The sequence below is a fragment of the Caulobacter sp. S45 genome (assembly GCF_903642205.1).
Lineage (GTDB): Bacteria > Pseudomonadota > Alphaproteobacteria > Caulobacterales > Caulobacteraceae > CAHJWH01.
This window is the reverse complement of record NZ_CAHJWH010000078.1, coordinates 1-13,910: the sequence shown is the minus strand read 5'-3', so window position 1 is coordinate 13,910 and position 13,910 is coordinate 1. Positions and strand designations below refer to the sequence as shown.

The window sequence follows — 13,910 nt, the reverse complement described above, 5'->3', positions numbered from 1 at the left end:
AGCCCTCATCGACTCACGTTCCGCGCTCCTTGGGAATCCCTGCCGGGAGTCAGGGCTTCAGGCGGCTGGTATAACTCCAGAGGTCGAGCCCGGCCGCCGGGTCGATCTCCACCCTCAGGTCCACGTCGCTGTCCGGGCGCGCCTCGCCCCGGGCCAGGGAGCCGAACAGGGCCACGCGGGCGACGCCGCGGGCTCAGGACGCTCTGGTTCGTGGGCCTTCAGGACCGCCAGCACCTCGTCCCGCTGCATGGCGCGACGTTAGCACGACTGGGCCGCGGGCGCGTGAAACCCGGCGCCTTCTTCAGCCACGGGTCAGCCACGTTCCAGCTACGGATCAGCTCCGTTGCAGCTCCGGTCCGGCTGCGGTTGAGCTACGTTCCAGGTGCAATCCAGGTCGCGTCTGGCGCCCTGTCAGCTAGGATGGAGAGCTTGCGCGCGCCGCGTTTGGTGGCAGGATCGCGGCCGCCCCCGGAGCCCCGCCCATGACCCTGCTGCTCAACGTGCTGTGGTTCGTGTTCGGCGGCTGGGTGTCGGGGCTGCTGTGGCTGCTGACGGCCCTGGTGCTGGCGGTGACCATCGTGGGGCTGCCCTGGGCGGCGGCGGCGTTCCGGCTGGGCCTGTTCGCCTTCGCCCCCTTCGGCCGCACGGCCATCCCGCGGACCGGGCTGTATGCGGGTCGCGGGAGCCTGGACGTGGGGCTCAACCTGGCCTGGGTGGTCCTGGCAGGCTGGTGGCTCGCCTTGCACCACCTGGTCATCGGCGCGCTGCAGGCCCTCACCATCATCGGTATTTCCCTTTGCTTTCCAGCACTTCAAGCTGGCTGGCCTGTCGCTCGCGCCGGTGGGGACCGAGATCGTCCGCGCCTGAGCCGGACCGCCTGAACCTCGCCCTGCCCGGGGCGTTGGTCTCCGGCGCGGGACGACGCCGCCGTCCCGCGGCCAACCCCAGCTACGGACGGACGCGAATGGCTTCCAACACCGCTCCCCTGACCTCTCCCCTGGCCGTGCAGGTCTCCGGCCGGCACATGGCCGTGGGCGAGGCGCTTCGAACCCGCATCACCGACGAGCTGGTGGCCGGTATCGGCAAGTACTTCGACCGGGGCGGTAGCGCCGAGGTGACGGTCATGCGCGACGGCCACGGCCTGTGCGTCGACGTGGTGATCCTGCTCGCCACCGGCCAGCAGCTGGTGGCCCGCGGCCAGGGCGGCGACGCCCACACAGCCTTCGACGCCGCCCTGACCAAGGTCGAGACCCGCATCCGCCGCTACAAGCGCCGCCTGGTGAACCACCACGCCAATGGCGCGGCGAAGGGCGATCCCGAGATGGCCGCCCTCACCGTGCTTCGCGCGCCCGACGACGAGAACGAGTTCGACGAGGACTGGGGGGCGGACGGCTCGGCCGGGGACGGCGCGCCGGCCGCCATGATCATCGCCGAGGCCCAGGCCGCGGTGAAGACCCAGACCGTGTCCATGGCGGTGATGGAGCTGGACCTGACCGGCTCGCCCGTGGTGCTGTTCCGCAACGCCGCCCATGGCGGCCTGTCGGTGGTGTACCGCCGCGGCGACGGCAACATCGGCTGGATCGACCCGGAGCGCACGCCAGTGGCGCTTCCCGCCGCCCCACCCCAGCACGCGCGGATGTGATATGCGCCCCGGCGCGCGCGGCCCTATGGTCGCGCCGGGACGCTTCGGAAGACATCGGCACATGGATATCGGCCACTGGCTCGAGCCGGGCGCGATCGCGTTGCGGCTCGGCGCAGACAGCAAGCGCCAGGCGCTGGCGGCCCTGGCCGAGGTCGCCGGCCGCGCGCTGCGCCAGCCGCCTGGCGATGTGCTCGACAGGCTGCTGGAACGCGAGGCGGAAGGCTCCACCGGCGTTGGCAATGGCGTGGCCGTGCCGCATGCGCGCCTGCCCGGACTGGCCGGCCTGAAGGCGGTGTTCGTGCGGCTGGAGACGCCGGTCGCCTTCGAGGCGGTGGACAGCCGGCCGGTGGACCTGATGCTGGCCCTGTTCGCGCCGGAAGGTTCGGGCGTGGAGCACCTGCGCGCCCTGGCTAAGGCGGCCCGGGCGCTCCGGGGGGCCGAGTTGCGCGAGCAGCTCCGCAAGGCCCGCACTACCGACGCCATCTACGCCCTGCTCTCTCAGGAGAGCTCGACCTCGGCGGCGTGACCGGCGCAGAGGTCGACCCTAGTGGACGGCGACAGGCGCCAGCTCGTTGGCCAACGCGGCGGCGTAGGCTGAGTCTCGATCGGCCAACACCGCCAGTCGGGCGCCGTTGGCGCCATGCACCGCGTACAGGATCTGGTCAGGGGTGAGGTCCACACCGCGCCTCGCCTCCGGCGAGGTGGTGGCGATGATCTCCTGCGCTTTGATCGGACGGACATAGACGAGGTCCGGGCCGCCAAGGGCGGTGAAAGCTTCGGCTGTCAGCGATGGCGTCATCATGACCGCCTCCTTCAGTTTTATGAACGTCCGCGCAGGCGCCGGTTCAGCCGGCCGTGCGGATGGGGATGTGCTTGACCGAGCGCTCCGGCGCCGGGCGCCGGACATCCAGGTGCAGCAAGCCGTGCTCCAGCAGAGCGCCTTCGACCTCCATGCCGTCGGCCATGACGAAGGTGCGCTGGAAGCCTCGCGCCGCGATGCCACGGTGCAGGTAGGCCGAGCCCTCTCGGCCTTCACCCTCGCGGCGGCCGGTGACCAGGAGCTGGTTGTGCTCCACCGTCACCTGCAGCTGGTCCGGCGAGAAGCCCGCAACCGCCATGGTGATGCGCATGCGGTCCTCGGACAGCTGCTCGACATTGTAGGGCGGATAGCCCTCCGCCGCCGCCCGGGTGGCGCGTTCGATGAGGGCGCGGGTCGGCTCGAACCCAAGCAGAAACGGGCTGTCGAACACGAGCGTCCGGGTCGTCATGGCCAAAGTCCTCTTGCAAGCGACTTCGCAAGACCCTCCGCACCCGATGCCGGCATGCCTGGACCTCGACCGTCCCAAGATGGTTCCGGCAGCAGCTGTTTTCAATGCGTCTGGTCAGTGCGCTTCCCCTCTTGGTTGAAAACCGACGTCGGCCGCAGCCGAACGGCGCAAGGCTACGTTAACCTTTGCGGCCGGGCCGCGAGCATCCACGGAGAGCAAGCGCCATGCGTACAGCAGTCATGATCGGGGCCGCCCTCCTGGCGACGACGAGCGCCGCGGGCGCCGCCCAGGCGGGGGGCCACGGCGGCCGTGGGGGAAGCTATTCAGGAGCGGTGGCGGGGGCCAGCGCCCAGGCCCGAAGCTCCGCCTACGCCACGGCAAGCGCCGGCGGCCACTCGAGTTTCCGCAGCGGCGGCTTCGCCAACTATGGCGGCGCTTCCGGCGGCGGCTGGGGCTCCAATCACGGCAGGTATGGCGGTCAAAGCTACGGCGGTCATGCCGTGGGCGGCTACGGCTCGGGACCGGCCTACCGTGGAAGCTATGGCGAGCGCGGCTATGGTGGTCAGGGCTACGCCGGCGGATACGGCCGCGGCTATGGACAAGGCTACGGCCGGTATGGTGATCGCAGCGGCTACGGGCGCGGCGGCTATGGCTTCGGCTATGGCCTGCTCGCCGGCGGTGCGCTGGGCCTTGACGCCGACAGCGCGGGCTATGGCTACGGCGGTGGCTATGACGCCGGACAGTACTCCCCACAGGGCTACGGCGATGGCGGCTACTCGCCCCAGATGGGCTATGGCGGCGACGGCGGGGGCTACAACCCCTATGGCGGCTACGCAGCTCGCCAGCCGTTCAACGGCGCGGCTCCGCAAGGTGACGGTGGCGCCTACGCCTACGGATACAACGGCTATGCCGAGACGCCCGATACGAGCTACGGCGGGCAGGCCTACATGACGCCAGCCTACGGCTACGGCGCCCCACTCAGCGGGGCGCAGCTCTGCGGCTGCTGACGACTTAACGCAAAACCCCTCGCGACTGCATCGCGAGGGGCTCCTGCCGATTAAAGATGCAGGGCTGTTGAGCCCGGCACCCTACCAGCCGTAATAGCCGTAACCGGGGTAGCCGTAGCCATAGCCCGGATAGCCGTAGCCGTACCCGTAGTAGGGGTAATAGCTGCTCGCGATGGCCGAACCGATCGCAAAGCCCGCCAAGCCGCCATAGAGGCCGTAGCCATAGCCGTATCCACGACCGTAGCCGTAGCCGTAACCATATCCTCGGCCGTATCCGTAGCCGCCACGATATCCGCCGTAGCCACCGCGATAACCACCATAGCCGCCACCGTAGCCGCCACCGTAGCCGCCACCGTGATATCCGCCGCCGCCGGCGCCGTGGAAACCTCCACCACCGCCGCCGCCGTGGAACCCGCCGCCACCGCGCTGGGCCGAGGCGGTCTCCACTGAACCAAGCGTCGTGGCCAGGGCCAAAGCCGCAACCGCACCCGCTGTCACTACCTTCCGCATTTCAAACCTCCGGACGAAACGTCCTCCTTGGCCCTTACAACGCGCCAGGAGGCCTTCGGTTCGAGAGGTGTTAATTTCAGCTTACATTGGCAAGCCCGAGCGGTCTCGCACCCGCGGCGCCATCGCGCTATGAGGGGCCGCACAGCACGGGGGCTCCATGGCGCAACAGCCTGCGGGGATGGTCTTGGAGGCGATGGCGGTGGGACTGGCGGCCGAACAGCTGCGCACCGTGACGCCATCGGACGTTGCCGACTTCGCCGAGGTGTCCGGCGACCGCAATCCGCTGCACATGGACGAGCACTACGCAGAGGCGTCGCCTTTCCGCGGGCGGGTGGCGCATGGCATGCTGCTCGGCGCGTGGATTTCAGCGCTTCTGGGCGAAAAGCTGCCTGGACCAGGCGCGATCTATGTATCTCAGAGCCTGACCTTCAGACGACCGGTGCGCATCGGCGACGAGGTCCTGACCCGGGCCGAAGTGTCGGAGGTCGACCTGAAGGCCGGTCATGTGCGCTTGACCACCCGATGTTCAGTGCAGGGCAAGACGGTGCTGGAGGGTGAGGCCATCCTGCGCGCGCCTCGCGCCGTGCCGCGGGCCAACGTCGCCGCCCGGGCTCGCTGAGGCGGAGCGAGTGGCCCTGCACATCGTCAATGGCTGGCGCGGACTCGAGCCCGACCAGCGGGGCGGCGCCGTCGCGCTCGGCAACTTCGACGGGGTGCATTGCGGCCACCGTCAGGTGATCGCGGATGCAGCCAGGGCGTCGGCGGCCCTGCATGCGCCCTTGGCGGTGGTCAGCTTCGAGCCCCACCCCCGCCGCTGGTTCCAGCCTGACGCGGAGCCCTTTCGCCTGCTGACGCCGGACCAGCTCGGGCGGGTGCTGGCGGATCTGGGTGTCGAGCGCCTTCACCTGCTCGCCTTCGATGCGGAACTCGCTTCCCTGACCGACGAGGCCTTCGCTCGCGAGGTGTTGGCCGGCGGCCTGGGCGCCCGGCACGTGGCGGCTGGGTTCGACATCAGCTTCGGGGCTGGGCGCACCGGTGACCCGCAGAGCCTGCGCCGCTATGGCGAACGCTTCGGCTTTGGCGTCTCCATCGCTGAACCGGTGTCCGCCGCCGATGGCGGCAAGTGCTCCTCCAGCGCCGTGCGCCGGGCCCTGCACGAGGGCGATCCGCGCCAAGCTGCGCGCTTGCTGGGTCGGCCATTCGCCATCGAGGGCGTGGTGGTTCACGGAGATCAGCTGGGGCGCACCATCGGCTTCCCCACGGCCAACATTTCGCTGGAGGACTACGTGCGCCCACTGTTCGGCATCTACGCGGCTCGCACCCGCTTGGCCGACGGCCGCGAAATCCCTGGGGTGGCCTATGTCGGTCGCCGCCCCACAGTGGACGGAGTGGACGAGCGGCTGGAGGTGCACCTGTTCGACTTCGACGAGGACCTCTACGGACAGACGCTGGAGGTCGAGCTCACAGACCTGATCCGCGGCGACCGCAAGTTCGACAGTCTTGACGCTATGATCCATCAGATGGCTTTCGACGCTAACCGCGCCCGCGAGCTGCTGATGCCGCCCTTCTAAGCGGACACGACAGGCTGAAGCTGACCGCTGATCTTCGTCTTATTTGAAGGTCGGAGCGCGGCCCATCCGATCTTCCGTAGATCAGTGGCTGCGGTGGCGCATCGCCCCGCCCACCAGCCGCTTCAGATCGATCCCGCTCCCAGACAGCGCCCCGGCCCGGAACGCCCGGCCGCACAACCAAACAACGAGGCCTGCGGTCGTTGAGATCAGGAGCAGCCCCGCTACCGCCTGCCAGCCCGCCACGCCCGCCGCGATCCGGGCAGGCATCAGGAAGGGCGTGAACGGCGGGAAGAGCGACAGCAGCGTGACCACCGGCGCATCCGGCCGCTGGACCGCCACCAGCAGGAAGACCGTCGGGACGGCGAGCAGGATCATAAGCGGGCCGAGCAGGGTCTGGGCCTCCCGCGCGGTCTCGCAGAACGCGCCGATGGTGGCGAAGATCGAGGCGTACATGAGATAGCCTGTGATGAAGAACAGGATGAAGTAGGCGCCCAGGCCGTGCTCGCCCATCGCCGCCCATTCAGGGCCGAGTTGGGCGGACGCGGTCTTCAGGTTCACCCCGAGCCCGAACGCGGCCCAGACCGCCAGCACCGTCAGGGTCAGGCCGAAACAGCCCAGAATCTTGCCGGCCAGGATCTCCGGGATGGAGGCGCTGGACATCAAGACCTCCAGGATGCGACCGGACTTCTCCTCGATGACCCCGTTCAGCAGGATGCCGGCGGCGGTCATCAGGCTGACCAGCAGCAGCAGGGCCATGTACATGGCCATCAGCACCGGCGTCTGGTCCTTCGCGGTGAGCTGGGCGTGGGTCTGGACGGAGTAGCGGCGAAGCTCCGGCCCCCCGTGCGTGAGGCTTTCCACCAAAGCGGGGGAGACGCCTTGGGCTTTCAGCCGAGCCTGTCGCATTCGGTTGGCGGCGAGGTCCTGCAGCGCCTCGGCCAGGGTGGGGTCGTTGGACTCGCGACTCCAGACGTCCAGACGCAGCTGGGTCGGGGACCCGGAAACCACGGCGGCCACATCCAGCCCGCTGCTTCGATCGGCCAAGGCGCCCTGCAACGCCGCCGCCGCCGGAGCCTTGGCGCCGAAGGCCGAGGCAGGGCCGGGGACCAGCACGCCCACTATGGGCGGTCCTGCCAGCAGGGGCGGGACCGCCTCGGCGAAGCCGGAGTGGGAGAGGTCCACGATCGCCAGCCGTGGCGGCGGAGCGGCCGACTCGACCGCCTTGACGCCGCCCAGAGTGAGGTAACCGACCACGAGCGGCACGACGGCGAGAGAGACCCAGAACCCCGCCGTCCTCAGGTAGCTGAGATACTCCCGGCGCGCGATCATCCACACCCGCCTCATGCCACGCCTCCGGTCAGCACGATGAAGGCGTCGTGAAGGGTGGGCGCCTCCACCCGGAACTGCGTCACGTCCAGCTCCCGCTGGAATGCGGCCCTGAGCGCCGCCTGGGGCTCTGCGCCTCCGGCCAGCGTCGCCGTGAGCATCCGGCGGCCGCTGTGGGCATCCACCGCCTCGTCCACTGCGAAGACGCCGGGCAGCGCCTGGAGCTGGGCAGGGCTGACCGCCCCTTCCATCACGATGCGTTGAGGAACAGCCGAGCAGGCCGCCTCCACCGTGCCGTCGAAGACCTTGCGGCCGCGTGCCATCAACGCCACCCGGCGACACAGCCGCTCCGCGTGGGCCATGACGTGGGTGGAGAAGATCACCGTCGCACCCCTTTGGGCGAGGCTCCGTATCAGCCCCTCCAGCCCCTGCTGGTTCACCGGATCAAGGCCTGAGAAGGGCTCGTCCAGGATCACCAGTTCCGGTTCATGGGCGATGGCGCAGATCAGCTGGACCTTCTGCGCCATACCCTTGGAGAGAGCCTTCATGGGCCGATGCAGCGCCTGCCCCAGACCCTGCGCCTCCAGCAGTTCGACGCCGCGCCTGCGCGCCGTCGCCGCGGTCACGCCCTTCAGGCCTGCGAAGAAGATCACCGCCTCGAGGGGCGTCATGCGGCGATAGAGGCCGCGTTCCTCGGGCAGGAAGCCGATGCGATCGCGCACCGTAGGGAGGTCACCGCGCCCGCCAAGGACCACGATCTCGCCTGCGCTCGGCGGGATCAGGCCCAGCACCATGCGCAGCGTCGTGGTCTTGCCCGCGCCGTTGGGACCCAGGAAACCGAAGATGCAGCCCGGCTCGATGGCGAAGGACAGCTCATGCACCGCGGAGAAGTCGCCATACCGCTTGGTCACGCCGACCAACTCCAGGGCCGCGCTCATATCGCCTCGCCATCGTCGTCGTCATCCTTGACGGGTCTACGAGGCGCACCAAAGGGTTTGCGACGCGTGAAGCCGCCGGGGCGGCCAATATCCTGGCGGGTCCGCTGCCGAGCAGGCTTGTCGTCGGCGGAGGTCTCACCGGCCACCTTGGCGCCGATCTCCTTCAGCTTGCGTTGCTGCAGGGCCGACAGAGCATGGTCGCGGTCGCCCTTTTCCGGATCGGCGAAGGCCCGGCCGTAGGTGTCGAGCCGCGTCTCCACGCTGTCCAGGAACTCGCCCTCCCAGCCGGAGACCTCCGCTTCGGCCGCCTTCAGCCGGCGGATGATCCGCAGAGCGCGCGCCTTCTTCATCGCCGCATGGACTTGCCACGCTTCAGCGGCGGCGACACGAGGGTTTCTCGCATCCTGCGGTCGAAGCGGGAGGGATGACGCACTACCTGCAAGCGATGAGTTTCGAAGACGTCGACCCCGAACGCAATCGCCTGAGCGGGCGAGTGCGCCGTTTTGGCCAGGTGGGTGCACGATTGGCGGGCGCTGGCGCCGCCTACGGCGCTAACCGCCTGTTCGGCGGCGACGAGGCGGACGTGCGCAACGCCAAGGCCCTGAAGGCGGCGCTCGGCGGCCTGAAGGGGCCGCTGATGAAGGCGGCGCAGATGTTTGCGACTGTCCCCGACCTGCTGCCCCCCGAGCTCGCCGCCGAGTTCGCCGAGCTGCAGACCAATGCGCCGTCCATGGGCCGTCCGTTCGTGCGCCGCCGCATGGCCGCAGAACTCGGCCCCGACTGGCAGGCAAGGTTCAAGGCCTTTGACCTGGACGCCGCCGCCGCCGCCTCGCTGGGCCAGGTGCACAGGGCGACCGGGCTCGACGGGGCCACGCTGGCGGTGAAGCTGCAATATCCGGAGATGCAGAGCGCGGTGGAGAGCGACCTCGCGCAGCTGGGCGCGGCGCTCGCTCTGTTCCGCCGTGTGGAGCGGGCGCTGGACCCCTCCGAAATCATGGTGGAGATCGGCGACCGCCTGCGTGAGGAGCTGGACTATACCCACGAGGCCAAGGCCATGCGCCTCTACGCCAACTTCTTCACCGGCCGCGACGACATCGCGGTGCCCGAGCCTGTGGAGGCGCTGAGCACGCGACGGCTGCTGACCATGAGTTGGCTCGACGGACGCGGGCTGATGGCCTTCAAGGGCGGCTCGCTCGAGGTCCGCAACCGGGTCGCCACCCTGCTTTTCCAAGCCTGGTGGGGCCCGATGATCCAGCTGGGCGTCATCCACGGCGACCCGCACCTCGGCAACTACACGCTCACCGAGGACGCCGCCGCGCTCAACCTGATGGACTTCGGCTGCGTGCGCGTCTTCCCGCCTCGCTTCGTGGCCGGCGTTGTCCGGCTGTTCCACGCCCTGGCCAGCGGCGACCGGGACGAGCAGCGCGCGGCCTACGAGAGCTGGGGCTTCGCGGGCATCAAGGACGATCTCGTAGAGGTGCTGAACCTGTGGGCCGGCTTCATCTACGGCCCCATCCTGGACGACCGGGTGAGGACGGTGGCCGACGGCGTGGCGCCTGGCGACTACGGCCGCCGGGAGGCGTTCGCCGTGCGTCAGGCCCTGAAGGACAAGGGGCCGGTGAAGATCCCTCGCGAGTTCGTGTTCATGGATCGCGCCGCCATCGGCCTTGGCTCCGCCTTCCTGCACCTGGAGGCGGAGATGAACTGGCGCCAGCTGTTTGAGGAGTCGGTCGCCGGGTTCGACGAAGAAGCGCTGGCGGCGCGCCAGGCGGCGGCGCTGGTGGCGGTGGGATTAAGCTGAGCGTTTGCGTCGTCTCGTCCTTCGACGCCGCCTGGTTCCGCATTGAGCGGCGTCCCGATAACCAGTTAAGAGCTAGCCCGAACGGAGCACCCCGCATGTCCAAGGTCGAGGCGAAGCTGGCGGAATTGGACGTCACGCTCCCCGCGCCCGTCGCCCCCATCGCCAACTACGTGCCTTTCGTGGTCACCGGCAACCTGCTGCACATTTCCGGACAGGTGTCCCTGGGCGAGGGCGGTGGGATCACCGGTGTCGTGGGGGCCGAAATCGACCTTGCGACCGCCCAGCGCGCCGCCCGCCTCTGCGGCATCAACCTGATCGCTCAAATGAAGCTGGCCCTCGGCGACCTAGACCGGGTGGCGCGCGTGGTGAAGTTGGGCGGCTTCGTCCAGGCTGGGCCGGACTTCTTCGACATCCCGGCGGTGATCAACGGCTGCTCCGACCTGATGGTGGAGGTGTTCGGCGAGGCAGGCCGCCACGCCCGCGCCGCGGTCGGCGTCTACCGCCTGCCGCGCAACTTTGCGGTGGAGGTCGATGCGGTGGTGGAGCTTGCGCCCTGAGCGGCGCGGCGCAGCGGCGCCCCGGGTGAGCGGCGCCCTTCAGCCCGAAGTCCGTGTCCATGGGAGCCTCGCCGACATCGGGCGGGAGGCCTGGGACGGCTGCAACTCAGCGCTCGACTACGCCGCCAACCCGTTCACCTGCTTCGACTTCCTGCAGGCGCTGGAGGAGAGCGGGTCGGTGGGCGCCCGCACCGGCTGGGCGCCTCGCCACCTGAGCGTCCAGGACGCCTCGGGCGAGGTGGTCGGCGTCATGCCGCTCTATGTGAAGTCGCATAGCCAAGGCGAGTACGTCTTCGATCACGCCTGGGCCCAGGCCTATATGCGGGCGGGCGGCCGCTACTACCCCAAGCTCCAGTGCGCGGTGCCCTTCACCCCCGCCACCGGCCCGCGTCTGATCGCTCGCGACGGTCCCCACCGCGAGGCGGTGCAAGACATCCTGCTCGCTGGCGCGCGGGCGGTATGCGTGGAGACCGGCGCCTCCTCGCTCCACGTCACCTTCCCGCTGGAAGCCCAATGGCGCCGAATGGGGGAGGAGGGCCTGCTGCTGCGCCAGGACCAGCAGTACCACTGGGCCAATGCGGGCTACGCCACCTTCGACGACTTCCTGGCCGCCCTGTCCTCAGGCCGGCGCAAGACCATCCGGCGGGAGCGGCGGGACGCCCAGGCGGGGCTGGAGTTCCACGCCCTCAGCGGCGCGGACCTGCGCGAAGAGCACTGGGATGCCTTCTTCGAGTTCTACATGGACACCGGCCAGCGCAAGTGGGGCCGCCCTTACCTGAACCGCCGCTTCTTCAGCCTGCTTAGCGAGCGCATGGCGGACAAGGTGCTGCTGGTCATGGCGCGCCGCGAGGGCCGCTGGATCGCCGGCGCGCTCAACCTGATCGGCGGCGACACCCTGTTCGGGCGCAACTGGGGCGCGGTGGAGCACGTGCCCTTCCTGCACTTCGAGCTCTGCTACTACCAAGCCATCGAGCAAGCGATCGCACGGGGGCTGAAACGGGTGGAGGCGGGCGCCCAGGGCGAGCACAAGATCGCCAGGGGCTATTTGCCGAGGCCGGTCTACTCCGCCCACTGGATCGCTGACCCGGCGCTCCGCGCGCCGGTGGCCCGCTACCTGGAGCAGGAGCGCGCCCAGGTACAGAGCGAGATGGCCATGCTGGAGGCTGAGTACTCACCCTTCCGCGAGGAGGACAGCTAGGTGCCCCGGCGCGACCCCGATCCCCCGTTTCGCGGCCCCTGGAGCGACCTGCCGCCGCCGGAGCCGCCAAAGCGCGAGGGACCCATGCGCTGGCGGGCGCGGGGCGCCCGAGGCGCCCGCGAGCCGATCATCAGCAACTGGCGCGGCCTGCTGATCGTGCTTTTCCTGTTGTTCGTGGCCCCGGCGCTCGCGAGCTGGGTCGCCCACCTGATCATGGCGCAGATGGCTGGGCGGTGAGGCTCAGCCAGACAGGCCGAGAACGTCCTGCATGTCGTAGAGCCCCGATGGCTTGCCCACGACCCAGGCAGCCGCCGCCAGAGCGCCGCGGGCGAACAGGCTGCGGTCGCGGGCAGAGTGGGACAGGGTGATGATCTCGTCCTCCGCCGCAAACAGCACGCTGTGCTCGCCCACGATGCCGCCCCCGCGCAGCACGGCGAACCCGATGGCGCCGTCCGGCCGCGGGCCCGTGATCCCGTCGCGCCCCCGCTCCGAGGCCGCGGCCAATTCCACCCCGCGGCCCTCCGCCGCCGCCTCGCCCAGCATCAGCGCCGTGCCCGACGGCGCGTCCACCTTGCGCCGGTGGTGCGCCTCAAGCACCTCCACGTCGTAGTCGGTCGCGGGCAGCGCCCGAGCGGCCTGGCGCACAAGCCCCATCATCAGGTTGACGCCGAGGGAGAAGTTGCCGGCGCGCACGATAGCGATGCGCTCGGCCGCCCGGCGTAGCGCCGCCTCGTCTTCGGCCGTGAAGCCGGTCGAGCCGATCACCAGGGCGGGACCGCCGCGCTCCGCGCAGGCGCGCGCAAGCCCAACCGACGCCTGAGCCGAGGTGAAGTCGATCACCACCTCGCCCGTCCGCAGCGCATGCCCAAGCGAGTCGGGGGTGGCCTCCTGACCGGCTGCCCGGCCGAAGCGCGCCACGATGTGCAGGTCTTCACGACCCTCAGCCGCCCGGGTGACAGCCCGGCCCATGCGCCCGGACGCGCCAGCTACGGCGAGGCGGAGGGGAGGTGAATCGCGCATAACTGCTCATACCCCGGCGAGGCGGCGTCGGCGACGCGACAGGGACGCCGCAGCCTAGGAGTCGTCTTCGGTGGGCTCCGGTGCTGGGCGCACTAGCCTTTCAGGCGCCGCCCGGCGGCTCGACGTCCACCTTCCGCGCCCGCCGATCCGCCGCGGCTGTAGCCGGCGACCTGGAGGCGGCGCATCCTTGCTCCAGGACGCTTCTCGCCGCAGCCCCGCTGCATCCGCTCGCCGCACGTGGTCACAACCGCAACCCTCCCGCCCTTAACCAGCAAAAGAGAAGTGCGCCTTCGACAAGTCGCCGGTCGTTCAGGCCGCGGCGGCGCGTTCGATCTCGGGTTCGATGGTGGCGATGAAGCTGTCCATCGTCTGCTCGCCCATGTCGACCGCCTTGGCCCCGCCGCCCGCGACCACCCTCACATCGATGATGCCGATGACGCCCAGGATCAGGCGCAGGTACTGGCTCGCGATATCGCGATCGCGGATCGGCGAGCCCTCGGTGTAGACGCCGCCTGAGGCCAGCAGCACCGTCGCTGTTTTGCCGGTGACGAGGCCACCGCCATCGAAGCCGAGCGTCAGTCCCTTGCGGACGATGTGGTCGACCCACGCCTTCAACGCAGCCGGCACGTTGTAGTTGTAGACCGGCGTGGCGATGACGATGTGGCCGGCCGCAAGGATTTCTCCAACGAGCGTATCGGACAGACGCAGCGCTTCCTTCATCTCGGGCGAGTGCTGCCCGGCTGGCGTGAAGTAGGCCTGGAGCCACGGCGCGGTCACGAACGGCAACTCGGTTTCCATGAGGTCGCGTTCGACCACCTCGCCGCCCGGGTGTGCGGCGCGCCAGTCCGCCACGAAGCGGCGCGTCATGTTGCGCGAGATGGAATGGTCGCCGCGTGGGCTGGTCTCGACGACGAGAAGCCTGGTCATGATCGGTCTCCTTAGGGGATTATCCAAAGCGGAAGCCGGAGATCGGCTTGCCGAGCGCGTGACCGTGGAATACCAGGCGTCCTAAATACTGACCTGCGCCCATTGGCGGGTTCCGATGGAGGTGATGACCTCCGGCTTGGCGATG

General features: G+C 69.6%; 19 protein-coding genes. 10 read left to right on the top strand and 9 right to left on the bottom strand.

All coding sequences use genetic code 11. The features are described 5' to 3' along the window. Window positions 1-49: 49 nt before the first annotated feature. Window positions 50-175, bottom strand: a complete 126-nt coding sequence (locus HUV06_RS09340; RefSeq protein ID WP_174300996.1) for a nucleotidyltransferase family protein — start codon at window positions 173-175, stop codon at window positions 50-52. Between the two features lie 307 nt (window positions 176-482). Between HUV06_RS09340 and HUV06_RS09335 the strand changes: the two genes are divergently transcribed. From HUV06_RS09335 to HUV06_RS09325, 3 genes are all read left to right on the top strand, one after another. Further along, entirely contained in the window at window positions 483-881 is a 399-nt protein-coding gene (locus HUV06_RS09335; RefSeq protein ID WP_371811044.1) for a YccF domain-containing protein, read from the top strand. A gap of 116 nt (window positions 882-997) precedes the next feature. Further along, on the top strand, window positions 998-1,642 hold the full coding sequence (gene hpf / locus HUV06_RS09330) for a ribosome hibernation-promoting factor, HPF/YfiA family (protein WP_174300999.1): 645 nt from the start codon (window positions 998-1,000) through the stop codon (window positions 1,640-1,642). A gap of 61 nt (window positions 1,643-1,703) precedes the next feature. Then, the gene (locus HUV06_RS09325) at window positions 1,704-2,168 is read left to right on the top strand and encodes a PTS sugar transporter subunit IIA (RefSeq protein WP_174300995.1); all 465 of its coding nucleotides are present in this window, start codon (window positions 1,704-1,706) and stop codon (window positions 2,166-2,168) included. Window positions 2,169-2,186: 18 nt separating this feature from the next. Here the strand turns inward: HUV06_RS09325 and HUV06_RS09320 are convergent, their stop codons facing one another. Both HUV06_RS09320 and HUV06_RS09315 read right to left on the bottom strand, forming a co-directional pair. Next, window positions 2,187-2,441, bottom strand: a complete 255-nt coding sequence (locus HUV06_RS09320; RefSeq protein ID WP_174300998.1) for a DUF1150 family protein — start codon at window positions 2,439-2,441, stop codon at window positions 2,187-2,189. A gap of 46 nt (window positions 2,442-2,487) precedes the next feature. Further along, complete coding sequence (locus HUV06_RS09315) at window positions 2,488-2,910, bottom strand: Hsp20 family protein (RefSeq protein ID WP_174300994.1); 423 nt, start codon at window positions 2,908-2,910, stop codon at window positions 2,488-2,490. A gap of 224 nt (window positions 2,911-3,134) precedes the next feature. Between HUV06_RS09315 and HUV06_RS09310 the strand changes: the two genes are divergently transcribed. After that, window positions 3,135-3,917, top strand: coding sequence for a hypothetical protein (locus HUV06_RS09310; RefSeq protein WP_174300993.1), 783 nt, complete (start codon window positions 3,135-3,137; stop codon window positions 3,915-3,917). Window positions 3,918-3,998: 81 nt separating this feature from the next. Here HUV06_RS09310 and HUV06_RS16520 read toward each other — a convergent pair whose 3' ends face one another. Beyond that, window positions 3,999-4,427, bottom strand: a complete 429-nt coding sequence (locus HUV06_RS16520; RefSeq protein WP_217433748.1) for a hypothetical protein — start codon at window positions 4,425-4,427, stop codon at window positions 3,999-4,001. A gap of 157 nt (window positions 4,428-4,584) precedes the next feature. Here HUV06_RS16520 and HUV06_RS09300 point away from each other — a divergent pair, with 157 nt between their 5' ends. Next, on the top strand, window positions 4,585-5,046 hold the full coding sequence (locus HUV06_RS09300; protein ID WP_174300992.1) for a MaoC family dehydratase: 462 nt from the start codon (window positions 4,585-4,587) through the stop codon (window positions 5,044-5,046). 10 nt (window positions 5,047-5,056) lie between these two features. After that, window positions 5,057-5,998: a bifunctional riboflavin kinase/FAD synthetase gene (locus HUV06_RS09295; RefSeq protein WP_174300991.1), complete on the top strand. Its 942-nt coding sequence runs from the start codon at window positions 5,057-5,059 to the stop codon at window positions 5,996-5,998. 81 nt (window positions 5,999-6,079) lie between these two features. Here HUV06_RS09295 and HUV06_RS09290 read toward each other — a convergent pair whose 3' ends face one another. Genes HUV06_RS09290 through HUV06_RS09280 form a run of 3 tightly spaced genes read right to left on the bottom strand, consistent with a single transcriptional unit; the run spans window position 6,080 to window position 8,612 of the window. Continuing rightward, window positions 6,080-7,342 (bottom strand): ABC transporter permease, encoded by a 1,263-nt coding sequence (locus HUV06_RS09290; RefSeq protein ID WP_174300990.1) that lies wholly within the window; start codon window positions 7,340-7,342, stop codon window positions 6,080-6,082. Further along, the gene (locus HUV06_RS09285; RefSeq protein ID WP_174300989.1) at window positions 7,339-8,262 is read right to left on the bottom strand and encodes an ABC transporter ATP-binding protein; all 924 of its coding nucleotides are present in this window, start codon (window positions 8,260-8,262) and stop codon (window positions 7,339-7,341) included. The genes HUV06_RS09290 and HUV06_RS09285 overlap by 4 nt, the downstream gene beginning before the upstream one ends. After that, window positions 8,259-8,612, bottom strand: a complete 354-nt coding sequence (locus HUV06_RS09280; protein WP_174300988.1) for a hypothetical protein — start codon at window positions 8,610-8,612, stop codon at window positions 8,259-8,261. The genes HUV06_RS09285 and HUV06_RS09280 overlap by 4 nt, the downstream gene beginning before the upstream one ends. Window positions 8,613-8,686: 74 nt before the next feature. Here HUV06_RS09280 and HUV06_RS09275 point away from each other — a divergent pair, with 74 nt between their 5' ends. The 4 genes from HUV06_RS09275 to HUV06_RS09260 all read left to right on the top strand — a co-directional run bounded on the left by HUV06_RS09275 (window position 8,687) and on the right by HUV06_RS09260 (window position 12,055). After that, complete coding sequence (locus HUV06_RS09275) at window positions 8,687-10,063, top strand: ABC1 kinase family protein (RefSeq protein WP_371811041.1); 1,377 nt, start codon at window positions 8,687-8,689, stop codon at window positions 10,061-10,063. 95 nt (window positions 10,064-10,158) lie between these two features. Then, a complete protein-coding gene (locus tag HUV06_RS09270; protein WP_174300987.1) occupies window positions 10,159-10,620 on the top strand; it encodes a RidA family protein in 462 nt (153 codons plus the stop codon). Between the two features lie 25 nt (window positions 10,621-10,645). After that, the gene (locus HUV06_RS09265; RefSeq protein ID WP_254601011.1) at window positions 10,646-11,818 is read left to right on the top strand and encodes a GNAT family N-acetyltransferase; all 1,173 of its coding nucleotides are present in this window, start codon (window positions 10,646-10,648) and stop codon (window positions 11,816-11,818) included. Continuing rightward, entirely contained in the window at window positions 11,819-12,055 is a 237-nt protein-coding gene (locus tag HUV06_RS09260) for a hypothetical protein (RefSeq protein WP_174300985.1), read from the top strand. A gap of 3 nt (window positions 12,056-12,058) precedes the next feature. On the opposite strand, the gene dapB is transcribed toward HUV06_RS09260, so the two are convergent. Next, entirely contained in the window at window positions 12,059-12,838 is a 780-nt protein-coding gene (gene dapB, locus HUV06_RS09255; RefSeq protein ID WP_174300984.1) for a 4-hydroxy-tetrahydrodipicolinate reductase, read from the bottom strand. Window positions 12,839-13,147: 309 nt separating this feature from the next. Then, a complete protein-coding gene (locus HUV06_RS09250; protein ID WP_174300983.1) occupies window positions 13,148-13,765 on the bottom strand; it encodes an FMN-dependent NADH-azoreductase in 618 nt (205 codons plus the stop codon). Window positions 13,766-13,910 lie beyond the last annotated feature (145 nt).

What these genes read in the sequence shown, in the direction of transcription:
- HUV06_RS09335 (WP_371811044.1), top strand. Translation starts at nt 483, where the DNA reads ATGACCCTGCTGCTCAACGTGCTGTGGTTCGTGTTCGGCGGCTGGGTG.
- HUV06_RS09325 (WP_174300995.1), top strand. Translation starts at nt 1,704, where the DNA reads ATGGATATCGGCCACTGGCTCGAGCCGGGCGCGATCGCGTTGCGGCTC.
- HUV06_RS09320 (WP_174300998.1), bottom strand. Translation starts at nt 2,441, where the DNA reads ATGACGCCATCGCTGACAGCCGAAGCTTTCACCGCCCTTGGCGGCCCG.
- HUV06_RS09315 (WP_174300994.1), bottom strand. Translation starts at nt 2,910, where the DNA reads ATGACGACCCGGACGCTCGTGTTCGACAGCCCGTTTCTGCTTGGGTTC.
- HUV06_RS09310 (WP_174300993.1), top strand. Translation starts at nt 3,135, where the DNA reads ATGCGTACAGCAGTCATGATCGGGGCCGCCCTCCTGGCGACGACGAGC.
- HUV06_RS16520 (WP_217433748.1), bottom strand. Translation starts at nt 4,427, where the DNA reads ATGCGGAAGGTAGTGACAGCGGGTGCGGTTGCGGCTTTGGCCCTGGCC.
- HUV06_RS09300 (WP_174300992.1), top strand. Translation starts at nt 4,585, where the DNA reads ATGGCGCAACAGCCTGCGGGGATGGTCTTGGAGGCGATGGCGGTGGGA.
- HUV06_RS09290 (WP_174300990.1), bottom strand. Translation starts at nt 7,342, where the DNA reads ATGAGGCGGGTGTGGATGATCGCGCGCCGGGAGTATCTCAGCTACCTG.
- HUV06_RS09285 (WP_174300989.1), bottom strand. Translation starts at nt 8,262, where the DNA reads ATGAGCGCGGCCCTGGAGTTGGTCGGCGTGACCAAGCGGTATGGCGAC.
- HUV06_RS09280 (WP_174300988.1), bottom strand. Translation starts at nt 8,612, where the DNA reads ATGAAGAAGGCGCGCGCTCTGCGGATCATCCGCCGGCTGAAGGCGGCC.
- HUV06_RS09275 (WP_371811041.1), top strand. Translation starts at nt 8,687, where the DNA reads ATGACGCACTACCTGCAAGCGATGAGTTTCGAAGACGTCGACCCCGAA.
- HUV06_RS09270 (WP_174300987.1), top strand. Translation starts at nt 10,159, where the DNA reads ATGTCCAAGGTCGAGGCGAAGCTGGCGGAATTGGACGTCACGCTCCCC.
- dapB (WP_174300984.1), bottom strand. Translation starts at nt 12,838, where the DNA reads ATGCGCGATTCACCTCCCCTCCGCCTCGCCGTAGCTGGCGCGTCCGGG.
- HUV06_RS09250 (WP_174300983.1), bottom strand. Translation starts at nt 13,765, where the DNA reads ATGACCAGGCTTCTCGTCGTCGAGACCAGCCCACGCGGCGACCATTCC.